The organism is Sphingomonas sp. HMP9, from assembly GCF_013374115.1.
Taxonomy (GTDB): Bacteria; Pseudomonadota; Alphaproteobacteria; order Sphingomonadales; family Sphingomonadaceae; genus Sphingomonas.
Genome location: NZ_AP022673.1, coordinates 1360044 through 1384016, shown reverse-complemented (window position 1 = coordinate 1384016; position 23973 = coordinate 1360044). Strand labels below are relative to the sequence as shown.

Sequence of the window (23973 nt, the reverse complement as noted above, 5' to 3'; positions counted from 1 at the left end):
TGATCGGACGACGACAGCATATCAATAATCTTGCGGCCGGGGCGGCGGCAAGGGTCGGATCGTGTTTCCACACCGAGGAGCACGCCAAATGCCAAAAATCACCCACGCTTCACTCGACCACCATATTGGGACGTTCATGGTCCGGCTGGCCGCCGAAAATTACAAGCCACGAACGATGAAGACCTATCGGGTCTTGCTGAACCGTCTGGTATCCTTGATCGAGGCAGCCGGGATATCGTTAGCGGATATAGCGGTAGAACGGGCGGCCGATCTGGTCCGCAGCGACGAGCGCAAGCGGCGCGAACCGAACAAGTGCCAGAATATCGCGCGGCGCTTCGTTACCCATCTGATCGAGAGCGGAGTGGTTCCAGCGCCGATCGCGACACCGGGGCAGATCGCTCGTGAAACGTTGCGCTTCGATTACGAAGATTATCTGCTACGGCAACGGGGATTGAGTCCACGCACGATCTATCATTGCTGGCGCTTCGCCGACCGGTTCCTCGACCACCGGTTCAGTGACCGCGAAACGGATCTGGCGGCGATCAGCCCGACTGATGTGGTGTCCTTCCTTCAACATCTGGTCGGTAGAAAGGCACCCTATCGCGACAAGAGCGCCGCCACGCATTTGAGGACGTTCTTCCAATATCTGTTCCAGCGGGGTGTCACGGGAACCAACCTTGCGCTGAGCGTACCGACTGTCGCCCATCGCTGGGATACGAGACTGCCACGCTTCCTGTCGCCGGAGCAGATCGAGGCCCTTCTGGCGTGTGTCCGCGACAATCCGAAACATGGGCTGCGCGATCATGCGATGCTTCTGCTGATGGCCAGGCTCGGGCTGCGGGCGCCTGAGGTGATCGCCGTCCGGCTCGAGGATATCGACTGGCGAGCCGGTGAGTTGTTGGTGCGAGGCAAAGGGCACCGCCATGATCGTCTGCCAATCCCATCGGACGTCGGGGAAGCGGTCGCGCGCTATATCCGCCAGGAGCGTGTATCGGCATCGCGGACATTGTTCGTCTCGTTGCGGGCGCCGAACGGTCCGTTCAAGAATGGCCAGGTCATCAACGATATCCTGAAGGATGCGTTCGCCGCGACCGGTGTTACGCCACCGGGTCCTTACGTAGGATCGCACGTCCTGCGCCACAGCCTGGCGACAAACATGGTGCGCAACGGCGCATCCCTTGATGAGATAGGCGACATGCTGCGGCACCGGTCGCGCGCATCGACGATGATCTATGCGAAGCTCGATATCGACGGCCTCCGGTCGATTGCGAAGCCTTGGCCGACGGCGGGAGAAGCGTGATGACTCTCGCTCATGAACTCGACCGTTATATCAGCGTCAGACGCAGCCTGGGCTATGATCTCGCAACGGCTGAACGGGTACTGCGCCGCTTCGTACAATATGCCGATGGTCAGGGCGCCACTCATGTCACCGTCGATCTGTTCCTGCGCTGGCAGGCGGTGTTCGGCCAGGCCCGGCGTTCGACGTGGGGCGCACGCTTCATCATGGTGCGCCTGTTCAGCCAATGGCTGCATGGCCTGGATGCCGCCCACGAAGTGCTACCCCGTGGCCTGATCCCTTACCGTTATTGTAGAACACACCCCTACATCTTCACCGATGCGCAGATCATCGCCATCGTCGAAGAAGCTGCACGACTTCCCTCGATATACGGCATGCGTGGCTTGACCTGCTCGACCCTGTTCGGGCTGATCGCGGTGACGGGCATGCGGATCAATGAAGCGCTGAGCCTCGACACCGGCGACGTCGATCTCGATACCGGTATCGTCCATATCCGCTTTGGAAAGCTCGGCAAGGAACGCCTGGTTCCCGTTCACGACAGTGCTACCGTGCGGCTGCGCTTCTTTGCTGCGGAAAGGGATCGGTTGCTCGGCAGGACGCCGGTTCCGTTCTTCGTCAAGTGCGACGGAGTACGGCTCGGCGACTGCGGTGCCCGCTATAACTTTGCACAGGTCTGTCAGCGAATCGGCCTGCGCGAGCCTCAGGTCGAGGGGCGCCATGGCCACGGCCCCCGTATCCACGACCTGCGGCACAGCTTTGCCGCGCAAACAATGATCGACTGGTACAGGTCCGGCAAGGATCCCGCACGCGAGATGTTCAAGCTGACCACATTGCTTGGCCATTCCAATCCAGAACACACCTATTGGTACATCGAGGCCGTTCCGGAACTCTTGGAACTCGCGTCATCCCGGATCGCCGACGGTCATGATGGGGAGGTGCGGTCATGACCAGCATGACGTTCGCGGCGCTGCTCCAGCGCTTCTTCACTGACCGCCTTTGCACCCAGATGGAGGCAAGCCATCACACGATCGCGGGATATCGAGACACGTTCCGATTGCTTATCCGCTTTGCGAGCGCACGTTCGGGGAAATCGCCTACGAAGCTCGGCATCGCTGACCTTGACGTACAGGTGATCGGCGACTTCCTCGTCCATATCGAGACATCGAGAGGTAACGGGGCGCGAAGCCGCAACACCCGGCTCGCCGCGATCCGATCCTTCTTCCGTTACGTCGCTATGAACGAACCCGAGTGGTTGCTGCACTGTCAAAGGATCCTCACCCTACCGGACAAACGTTACGTTAAGCGGACGGTCACGTTCCTCGATGGGGCGGAGATTACGGCATTGCTGACCGCGCCCGACCGATCGACCTGGACTGGTCGTCGAGATCACATCCTGTTGCTCGTAGCCGTGCAAACTGGCCTCCGGGCATCGGAGCTGATCGGGCTGCGCTGCAGGGATGTCCAGTTGGGCACCGGTGCGCACATCCGCTGCCTAGGCAAGGGCAGGAAGGAACGTTGCACACCGCTTCGTCGCGATACGGCCAAGGCGTTGCACAACTGGTTGAAGGAACGGCGCGGTGACGATGATGGTGCACTGTTCCCGTCTATCCGCGGCGATCCGCTCTCTCGCGATGCCTTGGAACATCTGGTCCGCAAGCACTGCCTGACCGCCGCGCGTTCATGCCCGAGTTTGGTCGGGAAACGGGTGAGCCCGCATACCCTGCGCCACAGCACGGCGATGGAACTGCTCCATCATGGCGTTGACCAGTCGGTCATCGCACTCTGGCTCGGACACGAATCCGTCGAGACGACGCAAATCTACATCCATGCCGATATGCGGCTCAAGGAAAAAGCATTGGCCAGCGTCGCCACACCCGAAACCCGCCCAGGTCGCTTCCGGCCAGACGACAAACTGCTCGCCTGGCTCGAAGCCCTCTGATTATGCCGACCTGCCGCATGGTTCTGCCGCAAGAATCTGCCGTTCTGCACAGCCATGCGGCATAATCCGGCGGGCGGCATAATGCCCCAGCTCATGCAGGGCCGTGCGATGCCAGTTGATCGGCTCGAAATAGGCCTCGGGCCTGGGGATCTGAATAAAATCGGGACCCGGTGCATAGAAGGCCTTGTCTCCGCCCAGACGCAGGTCGGCGCCGCTGGCACGAATGAGCGCCTCGACCTCTGGCACGATCAGACCTTCGGGAATGGGTGGGGGCGGCGCCGATAGCCCGTCGGGCAAGCCCTCACATTGGGCGACATTGAATACGGTAAAGCGCTTGAGGAAGGGAATGGCGGCTGGATCGTCACCATTGTCCTGTGCCCGGCGACGCTCGTCATCGGGGATGAAGCGATCGGCATAGACGACGGTGGTGCCGTGTTCGCCTTTGCGGACATTGCCGCCCAGCCCCATAGCTTGGCGAAAGGTGAGCCAGCCTTGCGTGGCGAAGCCATGTTGGACCACCGCGCCCCAGAGGATCAGGACGTTGATGCCGGAATAGCCACGATCGGTCGCGGCGTTCCGCGGCATAGCAAGTGGCGCCGATACCGTGCTCGAGCCCCAGGGCTGGACCCAGGGGAGGCGGCCTGCCTCCAGCTCGGCAATAATCTTGGTGGTGATCTCGTCGTAGATGTTCGAGCGCTGGACTCGGGCATGGCCTTTGGAAGCTGGGCGTGTCATCGCGTATCTCCGCGACGGGCCGGCCAGAAAACCTCTCTCGACCTTCAAAACCCGTCACGGCGACAGCCGCAGCCCTCTCCCTCTTATGTGGGCCGGCGGATCCGTCAGCTACCTAGTGACCGACACGCGGACCTGATCAAGCAGGCTCCGCGTCACGGCCAAGACCTGATCGGGCGACATCGCCAAGCCGCCGGTGGCCACCAATTCGGACAGTCCGTGCCGCTTGTATTAGGGGCTGATAGTGGCGATCAGGGCGGCAAGGTCGGGATGCGCTGGTACAAATCCGACCTTCGCGGCTTCGCCGAGGGCCTTGGCGATGTCATGCCGCACCTCGATGCGGCAGCGATCGTCGTCCCATCCCCGCTCAACAAGGAGCGCTTTGAGCCCGAGTTCGAGCGCATAGCCGACATTCTGTAAAAGCGGTTCTCCGCAAAGCCGGGCTTCAGGTTCGGCGACGTGATCGGCCATGACGAGGAAACTCGCGGCGCGTTCGAGCAGATGTGCCTGAAGCGTGGGTTTCGTCGCGTGAGTCTCATTCTGACGGTCAGAGACAACGCATGTTGCTGCGAATGGATTCCACCGTCAGGATTGGTTGTCACCGCGGGGGCGTTGCGGGGTGCTCCCCGCAGAAGGGGTCGGACGAGACGTTCGGCTCGACCGCAGGGGAAGGCATTCCCCCCTCGGACTCAGACCATTCCTGATCGAGGTTCGACGATCAGTTGCCGCCTTCTGGCGCGTGCCGCGCGCGGAGTAGATCGCCGATCGAGCGGCCATGGACGCGGCAGACGGCGATCACCCGGTCGAAAACGATCACGCGGCCACGCCGCCCGCGCCGCGCCTCGCAAGTTACATTCTGACCGAACGCAACCCGCTCGAGGAGCGATTTGGACAGGCGGCCATCAGGGGAGTGAAGTTCGGGCGCGTCAAAGTCCGCCAAGCGCACTTCGATCCAGGTGTTTGGATCGCTGGAATTGCCAACGCACAGCCCGTCGCCGTCACCGACATAGCGGACCGTTCCCGAAAACTGCTGCCCCGGCTGAGATGGCAGGCGACCTTCGCAGGGGTCCGCCCGGGCGGGCGTCGCCATCACCGAGAAGGCAAAGGCGCAGAGGATGAACGCTGGTGGGCTCAGCACACGGCGCGCCGCAATCATGCGGGATCCTCGGGTGCGGGAATCGTCAGGCCATAATCGGCCTTCAGCATGTCGACGATACGAACCAGGGCGCGGTGGATGCTTAGTTCGTTGGCGCCGAATTTGTAGTGGCCGGTGATCAGCGCTTCGGGCTCGAGATCATCGACGCGCGACTTGCGCTTCTCCTCCTTGCCGTCGCGGATGTAGGTGACAGGGTATCGGAATGAGCGTCCTTCGCCCTCCCATAGAGCTATGCCGAAATTTGGGTGACGAGGCGATCAGGCGGCGCGGGTTGATTGGCCGTCGACGACTTCGGTGCCGTCACGGAATGTGACACCAGCGACGACTTTGGGCAACTGGTTCTCGCCCTTCAGCCGGCGCCATTTCCTGGACGCGGCGATGACGAGTTTGAAGACCATGAGGCGTGCCGTCTTTGGTGACAGCGCGCCCTTGGTACGCACCGTCCTGTGGCGCACGGTCGCGAACACGCTCTCGATCGGGTTCGACGTCCGCAGATGGTCCCAGTGCTCGGCGGGGAAGTCGAAGAAGGTGAGCAGCCTCTCGCGATCCTTGGTCAGGCATTCGACGGCCTTGGTGTATTTCGCGCTATATTTCTCGACAAAGACGGCGATCGCCTTCTCCGCCGCTGCGCGCTCAGGCGCGCTATATATCTCGCGCAGGTCAGCTTTTATTGCAGGCTGCACCGACTTGGGCACCTTGTTCAGTACGTTGGCGATCTTGTGCACCCAGCAGCGCTGGTGGCGCGTGCTGGGCCAGACTTCGTCGAGCGCTTTCCAGAAGCCGAGTGCGCCATCGCCCACCGCGATCTCGGGTGCGATTGCGAGGCCGCGCCGTTTCACCTCGACGAGCAGCTCGCGCCAGCTCTGAGCGCTTTCACGGACGCCCACCTGGAAGCCGACCAGTTCCTTCCTGCCCTCAGGCGTGGCGCCGATCAGCACCAGCATGCACTCGGAATGATCCTCCATCCGCGCCTGCAGGTAGACGCCGTCCGCCCACACATACACGTAGCGGCGGGCCGATAGGTCGCGCGCCTGCCAGTGCTCGTATTCGACCTGCCATTCAGCGGTGAGCCGACCGACCACCGCCGGCGAAAGGTTGGGCGCGTCCTTGCCAAGGAGCGCCGTGAGCGCCTCCTGAAAATCGCCGGTCGAAACCCCGCGCAGATACAGCACCGGCAGCAGCGCATCCAGGCTCTTGGTCCGCCGTGCCCAGCGCGGCAGGATTGCCGACGAGAAGCGCACACGCTCCCCTTCCTCGGCCCCCCCGCGATCACGGATCTTCACGCGCGACACCGGCACCGGGCCAATCCCGGTCTGGACCTGACGCTCTGGCCCGTGCCCGTGGCGCACCAGGCGCGACCGTCCATCGGGTAGTCGCAGGTCGTCTCGCGCCGCCAGGAACGCCTCGGCCTCCAGTTCCACCGCCTGCGCAAGCAGCCGGCGAGCTCCGGCACGCAGCACCTCGGTCAACGGATCGTCGACATCATCGGGCTGGCGAAATTGAACGACGTTGGTAGTATCGGTCATGGCGTATCGCTCTCCTTGAGAGGTTCCGGCAGGCTCATCACCCGCCTCGATACGCCGCCTTCAATCCTCCACCGTCACCCATTTTCCAACATAGCTCCCCCCTGGCGGGGGAGGATCGCTGAGCCTTCGCGCGAAATCCTTGGCCAGTGCGCTGGCGATAGCCGCCGGCGCACCGCTCCTGCTCGGAGCGGCGGATCCGCCGGCCTGGACGCGCCCGCAGGCGCCGTTCGCCGTCGCCGGCCCGATCACCTATGTCGGTAGCGAAGGCATCGCGGCCTACCTCATCAACACCAGCGCCGGTGCCATCCTGATCGACGGCACGCTCGCCGAGAATGCCGGCATGATCGAGCGCAACATCGCCGCAGCGGGCGTCCGCCTGCGCGACGTGAAGCTGATCCTCGTTACCCACGCCCATGCCGATCATGCCGCCGGCGTAGCTGCGCTCAAGCGGGCGACCGGCGCGCGCGTCATCGCCGGCACGCGCGACGTCCGCGCCCTCGAAACCGGCGTGCCACCGGGCGAAACCAACTACGGCGTCATCCGCTTCCCGCCCGTCCCCGTCGATCGCGGGGTACGCGATGGCGAGACGGTAACCCTCGGCACCACCACGCTGACCGCGCGGGCAACATCCGGCCACACGCCCGGCTGCACGACCTGGACGATGCGGATCCCCGCCAGGCCGCGTCCGCTCGACGTCGTGTTCCCGTGCAGCGTCAGCGTCGCCGGCAATCGCCTGATCGGCAACCGCGCCTATCCCGGCATCGTCGCCGATTATCGCCGCAGCATCGCGATGCTCGGCACGCTGCACGCCGACATCGTCCTCCCGTCGCACCCCGAACTCGCCGACGTGATCGCCCGCGGCAAGCGCCGTGCGGCTGGGGACATGACCGCGTTTGTCGATCCGACCTTGCTCCCGAAGATCGTGGCGAAGGCCAAGGTCGCGTTCGACACCGATCTCGCCAAGCAGTCACGCTAAACCGAATGCTGGTCTTGTGCGGCATCGCGGTGATCGTCGCGGGGTTCCTGCTCCGGTTCAATCCGCTGCTTGTCGTCGCGGTGTCCGCGCTCGTCACCGGCCTGGCCGCGGGGATCACACCGCTCGCGATCCTCGCTGCGTTCGGGAAAGCGTTTAACGAGAACCGTTACGTGACGGTGATCTACATCGTGCTGCCGGTGATCGGGATGCTGGAACGCCACGGGCTTCAGGAACGCGCAAGGCTCGCGATAGGCAAGCTCCGGGGCGCAACGGTGGGGCGGCTGCTGATCGGCTATCTGCTGTTTCGCCAGCTTACCGCAGCGCTCGGCCTGACCTCGATCGCCGGTCCGGCGCAGACAGTCCGCCCGCTGGTCGCGCCGATGGCAGAGGCCGCTGCCGAAGCGCAAGGCATCGCGCCTGGAGGCGACCGCATCCCGGCCATGGCTGCGGCAACCGATAATATCGGACTTTTCTTCGGCGAAGACATCTTCATCGCGATCGGTTCGATCCTGCTGATGAAGGGCGTGCTGGAGGGCTACGGCATCGTCATCCAGCCGCTTCACCTCTCGATATGGGCGATACCCACCGCGATCGCCGCGTTGCTGATCCACGGCTTCCGCCTCTGGTTGCTTGATCGCCGGCTGGCGCGGGCGCGGTGATCGGCACGGGCTTCATCTACGCCGTCGCAAGCATCATGTTCGCCGCGTTCGCGATCCTGAGTGCTACCGATCGTGCCAACCCGAAACGCTTCGGCAATGCGGCCTTCTACGCGGTGCTGGCGATGAGTTTCGCGTTCGGGAACAGCATCGGCGACGTCGGCAATGGCGTCCTGGTCCTCATTCTCGTCGCGATCGCCGGCTCGGGTGCGGTGGGCCGCGGGGGACGCGCCACTACCACGCCCGACGAACGACGCGACGAAGCCGCCCGGTTCGGTAACCGGATATTCCTGCCCGCGCTGATCATCCCCGCCGCGGCACTGGGCGGTACAGCGCTCTTCCGCGCGGTTCCGAGCCTCGTCGACCCGAAACAGGCAACGCTCGTCGCGCTGACCTGCGGCGTCCTGATCGCGCTGCTCGTCCTGCAGGTCTGGTTTCGCCCTCGCATCGCCACGCCGCTCGCGGAGGGTGTTCGGCTGATGGACGCGATCGGCTGGGCCGCCGTCCTTCCGCAGATGCTCGCCAGCCTTGGCGCCGTCTTCGCGCTCGCCGGCGTCGGCGACGTCGTCGGCAGCCTCGCCGGCCATGCGATCCCGGAGGGCAGCCTGATCGGCGCGGTCCTTGCCTATACGCTCGGCATGGCGCTGTTCACGATGGTCATGGGCAACGCATTCGCCGCGTTCCCGGTGATGGCCGCGGCGATCGGTATCCCGCTGCTCGTGCGCCATTATGGCGGCGACCCGGCGGTCGTGGCGGCGATCGGGATGCTCAGCGGGTTCTGCGGCACGCTGATGACGCCGATGGCGGCGAACTTCAACCTCGTCCCCGCCGCCTTGCTCGAGCTGAAGAACAAGAACGCCGTCATTCGCGCGCAGATACCGACCGCGCTGCCTCTTCTCGCCGTCAACATCGGCTTGCTCTACTGGTTGGGCTTCCGCTGACCTGACGTCCTGATCTTGGTCCCAAGCAGGACCAGCTTGCCATCGATGCCGAACCAGTGCGGCACCCCCGCGGGGATCAGGAAGACGTCGCCGACCGCGAGCTTCCGCGTCGTCCCACCCTCGATCTGGTCGCCTTCGACCAGCCCTGGAAAGCGCAGCTTGGGCGCGACCAGCGTACCGCCCGACACGAGCGTCCCCGAACCCGCCATCACGGTCGCGTATTCGGCCTCGTCCGGATGCACCGCAGGCTTGCCCGGTGCCTTCCAATATTCGAGCGCGGCGCTCGTCCCGTCGGCCTGAACCAGCGGCGCGTAGGCGAACCCTTGCCCCGGCTTCATCGTCTTTTCGAGCGCAACGATCCGCGGGCCGATCTCCGCCGATGCAGCAAAGCTCGTGGGGTCGTTCGCGGTCTGCGCTGGTAGGGCGGAGGCGGCAACGAGCGCAACGGCCAAGGCAAGCAACGGCCGCATCACAGCTTCACCGTCCGACCTTCGCGCACGGACCGGTAGATCGCCTCGACGATCCGCATGTCGCGCAGTCCCTCTTCACCGGAGACGATCGGTTCGCGTCCATCGAGGATGCACTCCGCCAGATGATCGAGCTGCCCCGCGAACTGCGTCTTGCCGGGGCCGGGCGGGGGGCTGGTGATCGCGGTCTCGCGACCGTCGCGGCCGGTCCACATATGGTTACCGTCATAGCGCGTCGCCGGCTCCAGCTCGATGCGTCCCTTGTCGCCCATCAGCAGGATATGGTTTTGGTTGGCGCTGTACATCGACTGGCAGCCGGCGATTGCCCCCGACGGGAATTCGAGCGTCCATTCGATCATGTCCTCGACCTCGCGGAAGCGCGGATCGCGACGGTCGGTGGATTCGCGTGCGGTGACCGCGATCGGCTCCTCGCCGGTCATGTAGCGCGCGGCCTGCAGGCTGTAGATGCCCATGTCCATCAGCGAGCCGCCGCCCGACAGCGCGCGCTTCAGCCGCCATTTGTTCGGATCCCCCTGGACGAAACCGTGTTCCGAACGGACGTAGCGGATCTTGCCCGCCGCACCGGATTTGGCCAGCCGCATCGCCTCCAGGTTGAATGGCTCGAAATGGCAGCGATAGCCGATCATCAGCTTCTTGCCCGCAGTCTTGCACGCGCGGATCATCGCCTCGCATTCGGCGACCGAGATCGCCATCGGCTTCTCGCACATCACGTGCTTGCCGGCCTTGGCGGCGCGGATGGTGTATTCGGCATGCATCGAATTGGGCAGGCAGACATAGACGATGTCGACGTCGGGATTGTCGCGGATGCGGTCGAAATCGGCGTAGGTATAGATCGAACGCTCGGGCACGCCGTATTTGGCTGCGGTCGCTAGCGCCTTGGTCCGGTCGCCGCTGACCAGCGCGGTCACGCGCGAATGCGCGCAATTGGCGAACTGGGGCAGGATCGTCTGCAACCCGTAATAGCCGAGACCGACGACCGCATAGCCAAGCTTTCGATCGGGCGCCGCGCAGGCCACGCCGCTCGACGTGGCGGCCAGCGTCGCCGCGGCGACCAGGAGATCACGCCTGCCAAATTCCATCAGGGTTCCTTTCGAGCGACTGGGGGGATCTTCCTCGATCCACGCGGGATGAGCCAGCCCCCATCGGCGAGCCAGTCCGCGAGCCGATCGGGCCAATGTTGGATCGAGATGCGCTCCGATCGCGTGCCGAGATTGAACGCGTGATCGGTATCGGCGTAGAGGTGCAGCTCGGCCGAAACGCCCGCGCTGCGAAGTTGCGAATAGAGCGTCATCGCCGATGTCGCGCAGCACTGGTCGAGCGACCCTGCAACAAGAAACGCGGGCGGTGCCCCTGCGGGAGCCCTGGCCGGCGTCCCGAGCGGCCCCGGATAGACCAGGATCTGGAAGTCCGGACGTGCGCTCACGCGGTCGATCGCATCCGCCGGCGGCTGGGTCGGCGGTGGGTTGTCCGTGACCAGAGACACGAGTTCGCCGCCTGCCGAAAAGCCCATCACGCCGATCCGGGCAGGATCGATCGCATAGTCGCTCGCGTGCGAACGGACCCACCGGATCGCGCGGCGCAGATCGGCTGCCGCGTCGCGCTCGATTTCGTAAGGCGAGCCGGGATCACGCGCGAGGCGATATTTCAGCACGAACGTCGTGATGCCGTAGCGGTTGAGCGTCTTTGCCGGCACCTCGCCCTCGTTGATCCATACCAGCATGCGGTGACCGCCACCGGGCGCCACGATCACTGCGGCACCGTTGGCATGGCTCGGGGCGGGGCGGTAGATCGTCAGCGATGGGGCGTGGACGTTGCTGACATAGCTGTCCTTCACCGTCTCGGCTTCGGTCCGGCGGGCTTCGGACCCAGGCGCGCCGTTGGGCCAGAGCATGACTATCGGCGCCTGTTGCGCGGCGGCGGGCGCTGCGACCAGCATCAGGGCGAAAGCACCGCGTCGTGACATCAACGATCCTCGAACCGCACACCGGTGCGCTTACTGGCCGCGAGTGTCGGCCATGTCCGCCGGATTGGCTATTACGACCTTCGTCGTGCGTGTTCCGGTGCATCGGCAGCGTCGGCCATCTCGTGTCCGATCCACGCACGCGCTTCGGCGGCGAGCCGATCGGGTGCATCCTCCGCATCGAGCGTTATGGCGCGCTCGTCGGGACCGAGTTCTTCCAAGGTCTCGAGCTGGCTCGCGAGCAGGGTGGCTGGCATGTAATGGTCCGTGCGGTGGACCAGCCGTCTCGCGAGTTCTCCGCTGTCCTTCGTATCGAGGAACACGAACAGCAACGGCATGCCGACCGCCTCCGCCAGGCGATCGCGATAGGCGCGTTTTAACGCCGAACATGCGGCAACGGCGGCGCCATCCGTCCGGGCCGCATCGCCCAACCCTGCCGCGATCCGGTCGAGCCAGGGCCAGCGATCCTGATCGTCGAGCGGCTGGCCCGACCGCATCTTCGCGACGCTCTCGGCGCTATGGAAGGAATCGCCTTCGAGGAAATCGCAGTGAAGGTGTCGCGCAAGCGCGGCCCCCAGCGTCGACTTCCCGCTGCCACTAACGCCCATCACGATGACCGCATAGGGCGGGACGGCAACGCGCGGCGCGTCGTTGGACGGATTTCGGGTGGGTTCGGGGGAAGGAGGCACGGGCTCTCCATAAGCTGGGCGCGGTCGGTTCGTCACCGTCTATCGTCCGTGCACGCGGGATCGCCTACTACGACCTTGGTCGTGATCGCCGAAGGTCGTGTCGGGGATTACCTGCGGTGGAGACGGGCGGACGTCGTCCGGCGCGTTCCACACCAATCTCGGGTGAGCCTGTGAAACTGACACTAGCGATCGCTCTTCTCGGGACGACCGCCCCGGCACTGGCAGCACCGCGTTCGGCCTCGCCCTCCCAGTCTTCGTCGCAATCTTCGTCCCAGTCTTCGTCCCAGTCCGCGTTCGTCATCGCGCCGGCGGATCCGCGTGCGGTAACGGTACGAGGGCGCGGGGACGGTCGCGCCGACGATACCGCTGCGATCCAGGCCGCGATCGATCGCGCGGCAAGCGCGAACGGCGGCGAGGGCATCGTCTTCCTGCCAGCCGGCCGCTACCGCATCTCGCGGACGATCTTCGTCTGGCCTGGCGTGCGCGTGTTCGGGATCGGCAAGACGCGACCCACCATAACGCTGGGCGACGCGACCCCCGGTTTCCAGGCCGGGGTGGCGAACATGCTGTTCTTCACCGGCTCGCGTGCCGACAGTCGCAGCGCACCGCCAAAGGTCCCGGTGCCGCCGCGGACCAGCGTACCGTTCGACACCACCATCGCCGATGCCAATTCTGGGACGTTCTATTCGGCACTCAGCAACGTCGATTTCGAGATCGGCGACGGTAACCCAGCTGCCACTGCGGTCCGGTTCCACTTGGCGCAGCACGCGTATCTCAGCCATGTCGACTTCCATATCGGTTCGGGGCTGGCGGGCGTCTATCAGGTCGGCAATGTCGGGCAGGATCTGCGCTTCTTCGGCGGGCGGTACGGCATCCTCAGCGAGAAGACCTCGCCCGCATGGCAATATACGTTGCTGGATTCGTCCTTCGAAGGCCAGCGCGACGCCGCGATCCGCGAGCATGAGGCCGGGCTGACGCTCCTCAACACCAGCATTCGCAACGTGCCCGTCGGGATCGAGATCGACCGCGGTTATGGCGACTGGCTATGGGGCCGCGATGTCCGGTTCGAGAACGTCTCGGATGCCGCTATCGTCATCAGCAACGAGGACAACGTCTACACGCAGATCGGTTTCCAGAACGCCGTGGCCAACGCCGTGCCGATCTTCGCGCGGTTCCGCGACAGCGGGAAGACCGTGGCCGGTCAGGGGGCGAGATACCGGGTCAAGGCGTTTACCTACGGCCTGACGCTGCCGGGTCTCGGTGCGACCGGAAAGTACGAGACGCGCGTCGACGCCGCGCCGATATCCGCGATGCCCAAGCGTATATCGCCTGCGATCCGGTCGTTGCCGCCCGTCGCGCAATGGTTCGACGTCCGGAGCACGGGTGCGAAGGGTGACGACGCGACCGACGATACCGTCGCGATCCAGCGCGCGATCGACGCGCACCGCGTGGTCTATTTCCCGACCGGCTTCTACCGCGTTTCCGACACGCTGACGCTGCGGCCCGACACGGTGCTAATAGGCCTGCATCCGGACATGACCCAGATCGTGCTTGCCGACGACACGCCCGCCTTTCGCGGCATGGGTCCTGTCAAAGGCCTTATCGAAAGCGCCAAGGGTGGCGCCGCGATCGTCTCCGGCATCGGCCTGACGACCGGCGGCATCAATCCGCGCGCGACCGCGTTGCTATGGAAGGCCGGCGCGGACTCGCTGGTCGACGACGTCCGCTTCCACGGCGGCCATGGCACAAGTCGCGCCGACGGCAGCCGGATCGACCCGTACAACGCAAACCACACCGGCGACGCCGATCCGCGCAAGCTTTGGGACGGGCAATATGCGAGCCTCTCGGTCACCGATGGCGGCGGCGGCACGTTCAGCAACCTGTGGACCCCCAACACCTTCGCTGCCGCCGGCCTCCACGTCTCGAACACCAGCACGCCGGGCCATGTGTATGAGATGTCCGCGGAGCATCACGCGCGCGCCGAGATCGTTCTGGACGGCGTGAAGAACTGGGAGTTCCTCGCGCCGCAGACCGAGGAAGAGGCGGGAGAAAGCCGCAACGCGGTGTCGCTCGAGGTCCGCAATTCGAGCAACATCCTGTTCGCCAACTATCACGCCTACCGCGTCACGCGGTCGCTCCAGCCTGCGCCCTCGGCGGTACGGATCTACAATTCGGACGATATCCGCTTTCGCAACGTGCACGTGAACGGCGAGAGCGGGCTGGCGTTTTGCGATGCGGACGGCTGCGGCACCGATCTCCGCGCGAGCAAATTCCCGTACGAGAACGCGGTCCAGGACATGACCAGCGGGCAGGAGGTCCGCGAGCGCGAGTTTGCGGTGCTGGACGTGAAGCGCCGCGCTACGCCGATCGCCACCGCCACCGCTACCGGTCCGGTCGTTCGCAAGCTGGAAGACGGGTTCTACTCGATTGCAGGCGCTGCGGTAGACGCTAAGGGCAAGCTCTACTTCGTCGAGCACGATACGCATCGTATCTACGGCTGGACGGCGGGCGATGGGCTGTCTGTCGCTGCGGACGCGCCCGTCGCGCCGGTCAATCTCGCGGTCGATCGCTCGGGTACCCTCATGGTGCTATCGTCCGATGGCGCGGCGGGGACGGTCTACAGCATCAAGCCGGGCGACCCCGACAGCATCGCCGTGATCGCTTCCACGCCGGTCGCCGCGCACCGCGATTCTGGGGTGGTGGTGCCGGGGAATTTCTGGGTCAATGGCGAGTTCAATGACCAGATCGATTCGGCGACGTACCGGTTCACGACGCTGGGCGAGATGTTCGTGCGCGACATGGCCGTGCCGAAGCCCCGCGAGTATGTCTCGCCCGACGGGTCGCTGGTGCTGCCCGCCTATCGCACCGTCCAGCAGGGGCCACCCAACCATCTCGGCTGGCGCTTTTCGGACGCCCTCGACACCTATGGCTTCGTGAAGACCAAAATCGGTGAGCGCGTGTTCGTGAGCAACGGCTCCGAAGCCAAGACCTATAGCGGGGTGGTCGGCGCAGGCGGCAGCGTCACCGACCTGAAGCCGTTCGCCAACCGCGGCGGCGAAAGCGTCGCGGTCGGACCGGACGGCCGCGTCTATATCGCCAACGGCCAGGTGTTCGTGCACGACGCCGACGGCCGCGAGACGGCACGGATCGACGTTCCCGCGCGCCCGCTGCAACTGATCTTCGGCGGCACGACCGGACGCACCCTGTTCATCCTGACGCACCACGCGCTCTACGCGGTCGAAACCTGAGCGGGGTTCGTTGCCTCGGCCGAGCCGCTGACGCATGACACCGCCGATAGCAGCGAAGGAACGGGCATGACCGACTGGACCATAACACGACGGTCGGCCCTGACCGCGATGACGGCCACGATCGCCTTCCCGGCGATGGCAGCGGGCGGTGCCAGTCGAATGGTTCGGCTGATCGCCGGCACCTACGCGCGTGAGGGCGGCAAAGGGGTGTACCCGATCGCGTTCGACCCTGGTCGCGACACCTGGCAGGTCGGCACGCCCGTATCCGGCATCGATGACGCCTCGTTCGGAGTGGGTGGCGGTCCGGGCGGCGCGTATTATTTCGTCCGCGAGAAGGCCGCGGGCGAGATTGCGGCCTATGCGCCCGACTGGTCGCACCGCGGCACCGCCGCCACGGCCGGCGCCGACCCGTGTTACGTCACGATCGACCGCGCCAGCGCGTGTCTCGCGGTCGCCAATTATTCGAGCGGCAGCGTCGCGTTCCACCGTCTGGACGCGCGTACCGGTACGCCAGGCGAACCCGTCATCTTCCGCCACACAGGCCACGGCCCCGACAAAGCCCGGCAAGAGGGGCCGCATGCGCACTGGGTCGGCTTCAGCCCCGATCGCCGATGGCTACATTCAGTCGATCTGGGGACCGACACGATCTTCGCCTATCGCTTCGATCCGCAGGCGCGAACGCTGGCCGAGCCGGTCGCTGCGTGGCGTGCGCCGCCGGGCGCAGGGCCGCGCCACCTCGTCCACCATCCACGCCGCCCGCTTGCCTATGTGGTGTGCGAACTGTCCAACGCGGTCATCCTGCTCGACGCGCGCCCGGACGGCAGCTTTACGACCCGCCACACGATCTCGACGCTGCCGTGCGGATACGAGGGCGCGTCGCAGGCCGCGCATATCGCGATCGACCAAACGGGACGACGGCTCTACGTCTCGAACCGCGGGCATGACAGCGTCGCCGTCTTCGCACTCGATGCGTCGGGCGTGCCGAGCCTGCTCCAGCATATCCCCAGCGGCGGCAACTGGCCGCGCTTCCTGCTGGTTCTCGAAGCACAGCGCCGCGTCATGGTCGGCAACGAACGGTCCGGCAATTTGGCGATATTCCGGATCGAACGCGATGGCCGACTGACCGCCACCGGACAGACTGTGACGGTGCCGGGCGCGGTGTTCGTCGGCCAGATCTAGCCTGCGTCCGCGCGTTCAGGGCACCCGGCGTTCGAGCAGCGGCGTCGCCGCCACGTAGCGGGCCTGTTCGACGAACGGTTCAGAGCGCGTCCGGACGTCGACGACCTGGCGCGGAATGACACCCCCCGCGGACGGGGCAGGCGACCACGCCGGCAAGCCCGCTGCGTTCGGATTGCCGGTCTTGACGAAGGCGGTGAAATACCCCTGGAACACCGCCGAAATTTGGCGGTCTTCCGGCGTCCAGGCATAGGCCGGGTTCGTGTCGAGGTTGCCCAGCGCATACTCGATCTCGGCGCTGTGCACTGCCCCGATCGGTGGAACATCGGGGTTGGTGAGCGGCGGCAGCGCGGCCGGGCGGGGATGCGCGAAATGATAATAATAGGTCGGTTGACGCGTCCGACGCTGGAGGTCGAACCACTGCCATGTCGACGCGCCGAGAAACGCGTCGCTCGCCAGCGCCGTCGCTGCGACCGGCACGTCGGCGTCCGTCGTCGCCGGGTACAGTGCGAGTAGTGCATCCGCATCGGCAAAGAGCTTGGCGACGCCCGCGCGATAGTTCGCCACCGTCGGAGGTTGCCCGGCAAGAATGCTCGTCCAGCTGCCCTCCTGCGAGTTCGCGCCAACCAGCAACGGCACGCGCGCCGCGCGCCCGGCCGTGTAGGTATCGATCGGCGGCTCGGTCAGGAACTGTCCGTCGACGATGAAGTCCGCGCGGAATCGCTGCGCACCCTGTGCCGCGAGCAAAGCCTCGGCCGGCATCGCGCGCAGCGCGGCGAGCGACGGCGGCTCCGCGCCAGCCCCAACCCCGGCACTCGCCGCAGCCCCGGCGCCCGCCGCAGCCGTGGTCGCGAACGCGTCGCCGTCCTTCGTCGCCTGCGCGAGCGGCTTTGGACGGAAGGTCGGCGGCAGGACGCCACCGCTCTCGCCGATCGCCCCTCCGAAGTGCGTGCGGGTGAGCGGTGAGGTCATCAGCACGCTGACCGACATCGATCCCGCACTCTCGCCGCCGATCGTGATCCGCGCCGGATCGCCTCCGAAGGCGGTGGCGTTGCGGCGGACCCAGGCGAGCGCCGCAGCCTGATCGAGCAGGCCGTAATTTCCGGCGGAATGCGTCGGTGACTCCGCGGCCAGCGTGCTGGTCGCGAGGAATCCGAACGCGCCGAGCCGATAGTTGATCGTCACGACGACGATGCCCTTCTGCGCCATCGCCGCACCGTCATAGCGCAGTTCCGACCCGTCGCCTGCGATCGCGCCGCCACCGTGGATGTAGAACAGCACGGGCAGCCGCGCGCCCGGTTTCGCACCGGCCGGCGCCCAGACGTTCAGCGTCAGACAATCCTCGCTGATCCCCGGCGAGCGGAACTTCATGTCGGCGAACAGAGGCTGTTGCATACAGCGCGCGCCGAACCGGTCGGCTTTACGCACGCCGGTCCATTGCGCAGCCGGTCGCGGTGGCTGCCACCGCAACGCGCCGATCGGTGCCGCCGCATAGGGGATGCCGAGATACGCATCGACCGGCGTCGCGACGGTCGCAACATGCGTGCCTTCAAGTGCGCCGCTCGCGACTTGCACGCGCTGCGCCGTTGCCGGTGCGGCGAGCAGACCGACCGTCATTCCCCAAGTCGCCAACCGCATATCGTCCTCCGCTGTCGCCTGCGACGATGGTCGCACCTTGTCCGGGATTTGCCAAGGCGGCGCGCGCGGTTCGGCGGCATGCGGCCGGAAACGCGTCGGTGCTCAGCTATTCGAGGAGATACTGTGCCTGGTCAGGCGGCGGCAGAGCCGGCCGCGAGAGCCGGCAGGTCGAGTTCGACCTCGGAAACCACGCGGATCGTCCCGCCGAGCCGCCGATACTGCTCGGCACGGCGATACGCACCGCTGTTGCGCACCGAATAGCTGAACGGCGCGCGCCCGGTGATGACGAGCATCGTCGTGGTGTTGCCGACCGCGGAGACGATACGTCCGCCAAGCGCGGCGATCGCACTTGCAAGCCGCCCGTCACGCGGCTCACCGAGGAGCGCGATACGTTCGCCGCTGAGCGGTCCGGCAGCAGCGGGGCGTGGGGCAGGGCCGGGTTTGCGCGGTGGCATGAGCCATTCGTCGAGCGCGATGCCGGTATGGTCGATCGCCTTGACGATCACCCAGCCGGCGGCGCGCGCATCGCTCAACGCGTCGTGATGCTTGTGCGCGATCCCGAGATATTGCGCGAGGCCGCCCAGTCGGTGGCTCGTCAGATCGGGCCATGCGCGCTGCGCGACGCGGACGCTGTCGAGCCAGACCGTCTCGATCGGGGGGCGGTCATGGATACGGCAGGCGGCGGCGAGTGCGCCCTTGTCGAAATAGGAATGCGCCACCGTCGTCCGGCCCGACAAATGGCCGTCGACGATGCCGTGAATGTCGGCAAAGCACGGTTTACCCGTGACGTGATGCTCCGTGATCCCGTGAATGCGCGTGTTGAAGATGTTGAACTCGTCGCGGGGATCGACCAGCGTCTCATATTCGAAGATCTCGCGGCCGTCGCAAAACCCAACGATCCCGACCTGGCAGATGCTGCTGACGCGCGAGCATGCCGTCTCGACGTCGATGACGACGAAATCGGGTGACAGCATGGCGGCGTCGTCGGGTAGGCTGGCGGGCGTGGGGTCGAGCATTGCAGGTCCATATGTGGCGCCGGGTGCCGTAAGCAACCATCGCCGTCGGAACGATCGCGTGTGGCGGGGCCCCTACTGCGCCGGACGCGGGGCCTGGCGTGCAAGGTCGGGGTAGCGATCGAGGATCGCGCTGGTGACGCCGTTCGTCCAGCCGAAGCCGTCCTGCACCGGATATTCGCCGCCGCCGCCCGGCGTACGTTGCTCGATATTATACTTTTCGAGCATCTTGCCGGTCTCGGCATAGGCCGCACCGACCGTGCCCAGCCAGCGCTTGGCGATATCCCTGGCGAGCAGCGGTTCGCCGTTCGCCTCCAGTCCGGCGATCGCCACCCATTGCAGCGGCGCCCAGCCATTGGGTTCGTCCCATTGCTGCCCGGTGTTCAGCGTGGTCGTCCGCAATCCACCCTCCGCCACCAGCGAGGTGCGCACCGTCGCCGCGACGGCCTTTGCCTGGGCGGGTGACGCAAGGCCGACGAACAGCGGGTGCACCATCGCGGCGTTGACGCTCGCGGTCGGCGTGCGCGTGGACAGGTCCCAGTCGGCGTAGCGTGCGGTATCGGCCTGCCAGAGATAGCGGTCGATCGCGGTCTTCCGCTTGGTCGCCAGCGTCGTGAACGCGGTCGCGCAAGCGCTGTCGTGCGCCGTACGACAGCGTTCGGCGATTCGGCGCTCCATCGCCCATAACAGGCTGTTGAGATCGACGGGTACGATGTCGGTGGTGTGGATCGTCGCCAGCGACCGCGGATCGCGGAGCCAGCGCGAGCTGAAATCCCATCCGCTTTCCGCACCCGCACGCAGGTTGCGTTGCGTGTCCGCTGCGGGCCGGGGCGCCGCCTTGGCCGCGGTCTCGACGTCCTCGGCATAGGATTCGTCCCGCGGCGTATCGCGGTCGTCGTAATAGCGGTTCAGCACGCTGCCATCGGGCATCCGCACCACGCGCAGGCAGGCGGTTCGCCTCGCGAGGCACGTCGTGCCCTTCATCCAGAAGCCATGTTCGGCCCGCAGCGCAGCCAGCCTGCGCTTCGTCACCGCGGGGTCTGTGTTGGTCGAGAGATCGAGCATCAGCGCATAATAAGGCGGCTGCGAGCGGCTGAGATAATAGGTCCGGGTCCCGTTCGGGATATGGCCGTATCGCTCGATCAGGCTGGTGAAATCTTCCAGCATCGACTCCACGAGCGGCTGCTGGCCATCGACCTTCAGCCCGAGCATCGTGAAATAGCTGTCCCAGTAATAGATTTCGCGGAAGCGCCCGCCGGGGACCACATAGGGTGCCGGCAAGGGCAGCGCGGAGCTGCCCGCGACCGGTTCCGCCGGTTGGCGCACGAGCTGCGGCCAGAGCGTGCGCACATGCGTCCTGAGATCGCCCGCGCCGCGATCATTCTCGCCGGGCACGACGAAATTGGCGAGCACGAACGCCTTCAGCGCCGCGGCATCGCGGGGCTTCGCCCGCGCATATTCCGCCATGATCGCCTCCGTCGCCCGCTTGGGTACGGCATCCACGAACGTCTTCCCGTCGGCGAACACATGGCCGTGCTGCACGGCGTCGAACAGCGGTCCGTAAAGGTCGGCGGGCGATCGTACGGACGAGGACGGGGTGGTCTGGGCAGGCGCCATCGTTGCGATCGATGCCAGCGCGGCAAAACGGCAAAGGGCTCTGATCACGTGCGGATTCCCGGTCTGGTCGGCGATCCCGCCGCCATGAGCGGATCCGCCGGACGAGGCAAGCGGCACGCGACTCCGCTCTCGTCCGGTGCGGGGAGGCGTGGCACCACTCGTTGCTGGCAGCGCACGTCACCTCCAGGCTATGACGCAACGGATCTTTCCAAGGCAGCCGACCCAAACCGATGAAAAACCTTCCCTCCCGTTTCCGACGTCTCGACGGCGCGCTCGCCGATCTGCCGCTCGAAGAGCCGATGCTGCTGACCGAACTCGACGGCTTCCTGACCGGCTTGGCGGTCAGCCCCGATACGATCCCGCAGGGCGAGTGGCTCCAGTGCATCTGGGGCTCTGACGACAGCGACAATCCGCCGTTCGACGATCCCGCCGACGTCCGGTGGTTCGTCGATGCGGTGATGGCGCGCTATGCCGAGATCGTCCGCGACCTGACCCGTGGCAAGCCCCAGCCGATCTTCGATATCGACGACCGCAATGGCGACGTGCTCTGGGAGGCCTGGATCGACGGTTTCGCCGAAGCGGTGGCGCTCAGGCCGGACAGCTGGACCGCGATGGGTGACGATACCGATCCCGAGACTGCGGGTGCCGTGGCGCAAATCCTGTCGCTGATCGCGATTGTCGCCAACGAAACCACGCTCGACAGTGTCGAGATCAACGCGGTCGACGCAGACGCACCTGCGCGGATCGTCGCCGCCGTTCTGCAACTCCATGCTGCTCATGCGCGAAATATGGAGGCATCAGCCGGGACGCCGACACCCGCTCCGTCGACGAAGGTCGGCAGGAACGACGCGTGTCCATGCGGCTCGGGCAGGAAATCCAAACGGTGCTGCGGATAAGGCGCGGAAACCGGCAATCGCCTGCGAAGGAAAAGCTGGTGCCCCCGGCGAGATTTGAACACGCGGCCTACGGTTTAGGAAACCGTCGCTCTATCCGGCTGAGCTACGGGGGCATCGGCTGGGGCATTACGCCGGTTGGGTGGGACGATCAAGCTCGGGGCTAGTGTCCGGCCGTACGCCATAGCGTTGCGGCAATGGCGGTAATCGAACCACCGACTGAGTTCGATCAAGGGCGGCGGGTATCGCTTGAATCCCCGCCGCCGCTTGCCGTGCAGTGCTGGCTGTTAGGCCTTGACGTGCTGCGAGATGTACTTGTTCATCTCGAACATCGTGCACTTGTCACGCCCGAAAACCTTCTTCAGCTTCTCGTCCGCGAGGATCTCGCGCTTGTTCTCAGGGTTCTGGAGGTTGTTGGCCTTGATATAGACCCACACCTTGCTGATCACTTCGCTGCGCGGCAGACGGTCGTTGCCGACGATCTCGCCGAGCTCGGGAGAGGGCTGGACGGGGGCGTGGATGCCGCCGGTCTTGGGAGCTGTAGCCATAAGCATTCCTTCCTGTTGCGTGCGTGCGTTGGGCACTGCGCGCGTGGTCACGCCTTGGTGAGCGCGTCCGCCTTGTGCGCTGCCTTGCCGCCCTTGTCACTCTTTACAATGTATTGCGGGTCTTCCTTGGAGGCCCTGACGGTGTGGCTCTTGATCGTTGTGTCGCTGGTCTGTTTCTTTTCGACGGTGCCGTGCGCTTCGCCGCCGTGCGATTTCCAGGTCACCTCGTCGCCCTTCTTCGGATCCTTCATCGCGCCATCTCCTTGATTTGCAACGATCAACCGCGGGAATGCGCGATTGGTTGCATCGGCGGCGGGTTGCGGAGGGGCGAGGCGCGAGGCATCAGGGCGGCAATCAAGGAGACCGACCGATGAAGACCCGCGCCGCCGTTGCGTTCGAGGCAAAAAAACCGCTCGAGATCGTCGAACTCGACCTCGAGGGACCGAAATCCGGCGAAGTTCTCGTCGAAATCATGGCGACGGGCATCTGCCACACCGACGCCTACACGCTCGACGGGCTTGATTCGGAAGGGTTGTTTCCGAGCGTGCTGGGCCATGAAGGCGCCGGCATCGTGCGCGAGATCGGGGCGGGCGTGACCAGCGTCGCGGTCGGCGATCACGTGATCCCGCTCTACACCCCCGAATGTCGCCAGTGTAAGTCGTGCCTCAGCGGCAAGACCAATTTGTGCACCGCGATCCGCGCGACGCAAGGGAAGGGGCTGATGCCCGACGGCACGACGCGGTTCAGCTACAAGGGCCAACCGATCTTCCATTACATGGGCTGCTCGACCTTCTCGAACTTCACCGTGTTGCCCGAGATCGCGGTCGCCAAGATCCGTGAGGACGCGCCGTTCGATACCAGCTGCTATATCGGCTGCGGCGTGACGACGGGGGTCGGCGCGGTCGTGCACACGGCCAAGGTCCAGCCGGGCGATACCGTCGTCGTGTTCGGGCTCGGCGGGATCGGGCTGAACGTGATCCAGGGCGCCAAGCTCGCAGGCGCGGGCATGATCGTCGGCGTCGACATCAACCCCGACCGCGAGGAGTGGGGCCGGCGCTTCGGCATGACGCATTTCGCCAACCCCAAGGATGTGGGCGACATCGTGCCGCATATCATCGCGCTGACCGACGGCGGCGCGGACTATACGTTCGATGCGACCGGCAACACGACGGTGATGCGGCAGGCGCTTGAATGCTGCCATCGCGGCTGGGGCACGTCGATCGTGATCGGCGTGGCCGAGGCGGGCAAGGAAATCTCGACGCGGCCGTTCCAGCTCGTCACCGGGCGCAACTGGCGCGGCACCGCATTCGGCGGCGCGCGGGGGCGGACCGATACGCCCAAGATCGTCGACTGGTACATGAACGGCATGATCGAGATCGACCCGATGATCACGCACCGCCTGACGCTCGACGAGATCAACAAGGGTTTCGACCTGATGCACGCCGGCGAGAGCATCCGCTCCGTCGTGATCTACTGAGGA

22 protein-coding genes, 1 tRNA gene and 1 pseudogene are annotated in these 23973 nt (G+C 65.5%); 10 read left to right on the top strand and 14 right to left on the bottom strand.

Annotated features, from left to right (window positions below):
• The first annotated feature begins 88 nt into the window (after positions 1-88).
• From HMP09_RS06085 to HMP09_RS06075, 3 genes are read left to right on the top strand one after another with little or no spacing between them, the layout of a single operon-like run.
• Positions 89-1300 (top strand): tyrosine-type recombinase/integrase, encoded by a 1212-nt coding sequence (locus HMP09_RS06085; protein WP_176499625.1) that lies wholly within the window; start codon positions 89-91, stop codon positions 1298-1300.
• Positions 1300-2244, top strand: coding sequence for a tyrosine-type recombinase/integrase (locus HMP09_RS06080; protein ID WP_176499624.1), 945 nt, complete (start codon positions 1300-1302; stop codon positions 2242-2244). The genes HMP09_RS06085 and HMP09_RS06080 overlap by 1 nt, the downstream gene beginning before the upstream one ends.
• Positions 2241-3236 carry a tyrosine-type recombinase/integrase gene (locus HMP09_RS06075; protein WP_176499623.1) on the top strand — a complete coding sequence of 332 codons (996 nt, stop codon included), beginning with the start codon at positions 2241-2243 and terminating at the stop codon, positions 3234-3236. The genes HMP09_RS06080 and HMP09_RS06075 overlap by 4 nt, the downstream gene beginning before the upstream one ends.
• An 81-nt stretch (positions 3237-3317) precedes the next feature.
• On the opposite strand, the pseudogene HMP09_RS06070 reads toward HMP09_RS06075, so the two are convergent.
• The 4 genes and pseudogenes from HMP09_RS06070 to HMP09_RS06055 form a co-directional block, all read right to left on the bottom strand.
• Positions 3318-3971: pseudogene (locus tag HMP09_RS06070) on the bottom strand (ArdC family protein); the annotation flags it as partial.
• A 228-nt stretch (positions 3972-4199) separates the two neighbouring features.
• Positions 4200-4439 (bottom strand): hypothetical protein, encoded by a 240-nt coding sequence (locus HMP09_RS06065; protein WP_176499621.1) that lies wholly within the window; start codon positions 4437-4439, stop codon positions 4200-4202.
• A 247-nt stretch (positions 4440-4686) separates the two neighbouring features.
• Positions 4687-5124, bottom strand: a complete 438-nt coding sequence (locus HMP09_RS06060) for a thermonuclease family protein (RefSeq protein WP_197942459.1) — start codon at positions 5122-5124, stop codon at positions 4687-4689.
• A 257-nt stretch (positions 5125-5381) separates the two neighbouring features.
• Complete coding sequence (locus HMP09_RS06055) at positions 5382-6650, bottom strand: IS256 family transposase (protein WP_176498995.1); 1269 nt, start codon at positions 6648-6650, stop codon at positions 5382-5384.
• A gap of 139 nt (positions 6651-6789) precedes the next feature.
• On the opposite strand from HMP09_RS06055, the gene bla reads away from it, so the two are divergent.
• From bla to HMP09_RS06040, 3 genes are read left to right on the top strand one after another with little or no spacing between them, the layout of a single operon-like run.
• A complete protein-coding gene (gene bla, locus HMP09_RS06050) occupies positions 6790-7626 on the top strand; it encodes a subclass B3 metallo-beta-lactamase (protein WP_176499620.1) in 837 nt (278 codons plus the stop codon).
• A 5-nt stretch (positions 7627-7631) separates the two neighbouring features.
• The gene (locus tag HMP09_RS06045) at positions 7632-8285 is read left to right on the top strand and encodes a DUF969 domain-containing protein (RefSeq protein ID WP_176499619.1); all 654 of its coding nucleotides are present in this window, start codon (positions 7632-7634) and stop codon (positions 8283-8285) included.
• Positions 8282-9223, top strand: a complete 942-nt coding sequence (locus HMP09_RS06040) for a DUF979 domain-containing protein (RefSeq protein ID WP_176499618.1) — start codon at positions 8282-8284, stop codon at positions 9221-9223. The genes HMP09_RS06045 and HMP09_RS06040 overlap by 4 nt, the downstream gene beginning before the upstream one ends.
• Here the strand turns inward: HMP09_RS06040 and HMP09_RS06035 are convergent.
• The 4 genes from HMP09_RS06035 to HMP09_RS06020 all read right to left on the bottom strand — a co-directional run bounded on the left by HMP09_RS06035 (position 9202) and on the right by HMP09_RS06020 (position 12360).
• A complete protein-coding gene (locus HMP09_RS06035; RefSeq protein ID WP_176499617.1) occupies positions 9202-9693 on the bottom strand; it encodes a cupin domain-containing protein in 492 nt (163 codons plus the stop codon). The two genes, HMP09_RS06040 and HMP09_RS06035, sit on opposite strands and share 22 nt — an antisense overlap.
• Positions 9693-10790 (bottom strand): Gfo/Idh/MocA family protein, encoded by a 1098-nt coding sequence (locus HMP09_RS06030; RefSeq protein WP_176499616.1) that lies wholly within the window; start codon positions 10788-10790, stop codon positions 9693-9695. Before HMP09_RS06030 ends, HMP09_RS06035 begins: the two co-directional genes overlap by 1 nt.
• A complete protein-coding gene (locus HMP09_RS06025; protein WP_176499615.1) occupies positions 10790-11674 on the bottom strand; it encodes an alpha/beta hydrolase in 885 nt (294 codons plus the stop codon). Before HMP09_RS06025 ends, HMP09_RS06030 begins: the two co-directional genes overlap by 1 nt.
• Before the next feature lie 71 nt (positions 11675-11745).
• Positions 11746-12360, bottom strand: coding sequence for a gluconokinase (locus HMP09_RS06020; RefSeq protein ID WP_443026447.1), 615 nt, complete (start codon positions 12358-12360; stop codon positions 11746-11748).
• 170 nt (positions 12361-12530) lie between these two features.
• On the opposite strand from HMP09_RS06020, the gene HMP09_RS06015 reads away from it, so the two are divergent.
• Positions 12531-15608 carry a glycosyl hydrolase family 28-related protein gene (locus HMP09_RS06015; RefSeq protein ID WP_176499614.1) on the top strand — a complete coding sequence of 1026 codons (3078 nt, stop codon included), beginning with the start codon at positions 12531-12533 and terminating at the stop codon, positions 15606-15608.
• 66 nt (positions 15609-15674) lie between these two features.
• On the top strand, positions 15675-16787 hold the full coding sequence (locus HMP09_RS06010; RefSeq protein ID WP_176499613.1) for a lactonase family protein: 1113 nt from the start codon (positions 15675-15677) through the stop codon (positions 16785-16787).
• 15 nt (positions 16788-16802) lie between these two features.
• Here HMP09_RS06010 and HMP09_RS06005 read toward each other — a convergent pair whose 3' ends face one another.
• The 3 genes from HMP09_RS06005 to treF all read right to left on the bottom strand — a co-directional run bounded on the left by HMP09_RS06005 (position 16803) and on the right by treF (position 21052).
• A complete protein-coding gene (locus tag HMP09_RS06005; RefSeq protein ID WP_197942458.1) occupies positions 16803-18422 on the bottom strand; it encodes a carboxylesterase/lipase family protein in 1620 nt (539 codons plus the stop codon).
• Between the two features lie 131 nt (positions 18423-18553).
• Positions 18554-19438 (bottom strand): exonuclease domain-containing protein, encoded by an 885-nt coding sequence (locus tag HMP09_RS06000; RefSeq protein ID WP_232090708.1) that lies wholly within the window; start codon positions 19436-19438, stop codon positions 18554-18556.
• 72 nt (positions 19439-19510) lie between these two features.
• Positions 19511-21052: an alpha,alpha-trehalase TreF gene (gene treF / locus HMP09_RS05995; protein WP_176501602.1), complete on the bottom strand. Its 1542-nt coding sequence runs from the start codon at positions 21050-21052 to the stop codon at positions 19511-19513.
• Positions 21053-21282: 230 nt separating this feature from the next.
• Between treF and HMP09_RS05990 the strand changes: the two genes are divergently transcribed.
• On the top strand, positions 21283-21948 hold the full coding sequence (locus HMP09_RS05990) for a UPF0149 family protein (protein WP_176499612.1): 666 nt from the start codon (positions 21283-21285) through the stop codon (positions 21946-21948).
• A 36-nt stretch (positions 21949-21984) separates the two neighbouring features.
• Here the strand turns inward: HMP09_RS05990 and HMP09_RS05985 are convergent.
• From HMP09_RS05985 to HMP09_RS05975, 3 genes are all read right to left on the bottom strand, one after another.
• Positions 21985-22061, bottom strand: a tRNA-Arg gene (locus HMP09_RS05985).
• A gap of 171 nt (positions 22062-22232) precedes the next feature.
• On the bottom strand, positions 22233-22493 hold the full coding sequence (locus tag HMP09_RS05980) for an SWIB/MDM2 domain-containing protein (protein ID WP_133031946.1): 261 nt from the start codon (positions 22491-22493) through the stop codon (positions 22233-22235).
• A 47-nt stretch (positions 22494-22540) separates the two neighbouring features.
• Entirely contained in the window at positions 22541-22744 is a 204-nt protein-coding gene (locus tag HMP09_RS05975) for a DUF2945 domain-containing protein (protein ID WP_176499611.1), read from the bottom strand.
• A gap of 119 nt (positions 22745-22863) precedes the next feature.
• On the opposite strand from HMP09_RS05975, the gene HMP09_RS05970 reads away from it, so the two are divergent.
• Positions 22864-23970: an S-(hydroxymethyl)glutathione dehydrogenase/class III alcohol dehydrogenase gene (locus HMP09_RS05970; protein ID WP_176499610.1), complete on the top strand. Its 1107-nt coding sequence runs from the start codon at positions 22864-22866 to the stop codon at positions 23968-23970.
• The last annotated feature ends 3 nt before the right edge of the window (positions 23971-23973 follow it).

Bases quoted from the DNA above. Each gene is read 5' to 3' on its own strand.
- HMP09_RS06085 (WP_176499625.1), top strand. From the start codon at position 89: ATGCCAAAAATCACCCACGCTTCACTCGACCACCATATTGGGACGTTC.
- HMP09_RS06080 (WP_176499624.1), top strand. From the start codon at position 1,300: ATGACTCTCGCTCATGAACTCGACCGTTATATCAGCGTCAGACGCAGC.
- HMP09_RS06075 (WP_176499623.1), top strand. From the start codon at position 2,241: ATGACCAGCATGACGTTCGCGGCGCTGCTCCAGCGCTTCTTCACTGAC.
- HMP09_RS06065 (WP_176499621.1), bottom strand. From the start codon at position 4,439: ATGGCCGATCACGTCGCCGAACCTGAAGCCCGGCTTTGCGGAGAACCG.
- HMP09_RS06060 (WP_197942459.1), bottom strand. From the start codon at position 5,124: ATGATTGCGGCGCGCCGTGTGCTGAGCCCACCAGCGTTCATCCTCTGC.
- HMP09_RS06055 (WP_176498995.1), bottom strand. From the start codon at position 6,650: ATGACCGATACTACCAACGTCGTTCAATTTCGCCAGCCCGATGATGTC.
- HMP09_RS06045 (WP_176499619.1), top strand. From the start codon at position 7,632: ATGCTGGTCTTGTGCGGCATCGCGGTGATCGTCGCGGGGTTCCTGCTC.
- HMP09_RS06035 (WP_176499617.1), bottom strand. From the start codon at position 9,693: ATGCGGCCGTTGCTTGCCTTGGCCGTTGCGCTCGTTGCCGCCTCCGCC.
- HMP09_RS06030 (WP_176499616.1), bottom strand. From the start codon at position 10,790: ATGGAATTTGGCAGGCGTGATCTCCTGGTCGCCGCGGCGACGCTGGCC.
- HMP09_RS06025 (WP_176499615.1), bottom strand. From the start codon at position 11,674: ATGTCACGACGCGGTGCTTTCGCCCTGATGCTGGTCGCAGCGCCCGCC.
- HMP09_RS06010 (WP_176499613.1), top strand. From the start codon at position 15,675: ATGACCGACTGGACCATAACACGACGGTCGGCCCTGACCGCGATGACG.
- HMP09_RS06005 (WP_197942458.1), bottom strand. From the start codon at position 18,422: ATGCGGTTGGCGACTTGGGGAATGACGGTCGGTCTGCTCGCCGCACCG.
- HMP09_RS06000 (WP_232090708.1), bottom strand. From the start codon at position 19,438: ATGCTCGACCCCACGCCCGCCAGCCTACCCGACGACGCCGCCATGCTG.
- treF (WP_176501602.1), bottom strand. From the start codon at position 21,052: ATGGCGCCTGCCCAGACCACCCCGTCCTCGTCCGTACGATCGCCCGCC.
- HMP09_RS05990 (WP_176499612.1), top strand. From the start codon at position 21,283: ATGAAAAACCTTCCCTCCCGTTTCCGACGTCTCGACGGCGCGCTCGCC.
- HMP09_RS05980 (WP_133031946.1), bottom strand. From the start codon at position 22,493: ATGGCTACAGCTCCCAAGACCGGCGGCATCCACGCCCCCGTCCAGCCC.
- HMP09_RS05975 (WP_176499611.1), bottom strand. From the start codon at position 22,744: ATGAAGGATCCGAAGAAGGGCGACGAGGTGACCTGGAAATCGCACGGC.
- HMP09_RS05970 (WP_176499610.1), top strand. From the start codon at position 22,864: ATGAAGACCCGCGCCGCCGTTGCGTTCGAGGCAAAAAAACCGCTCGAG.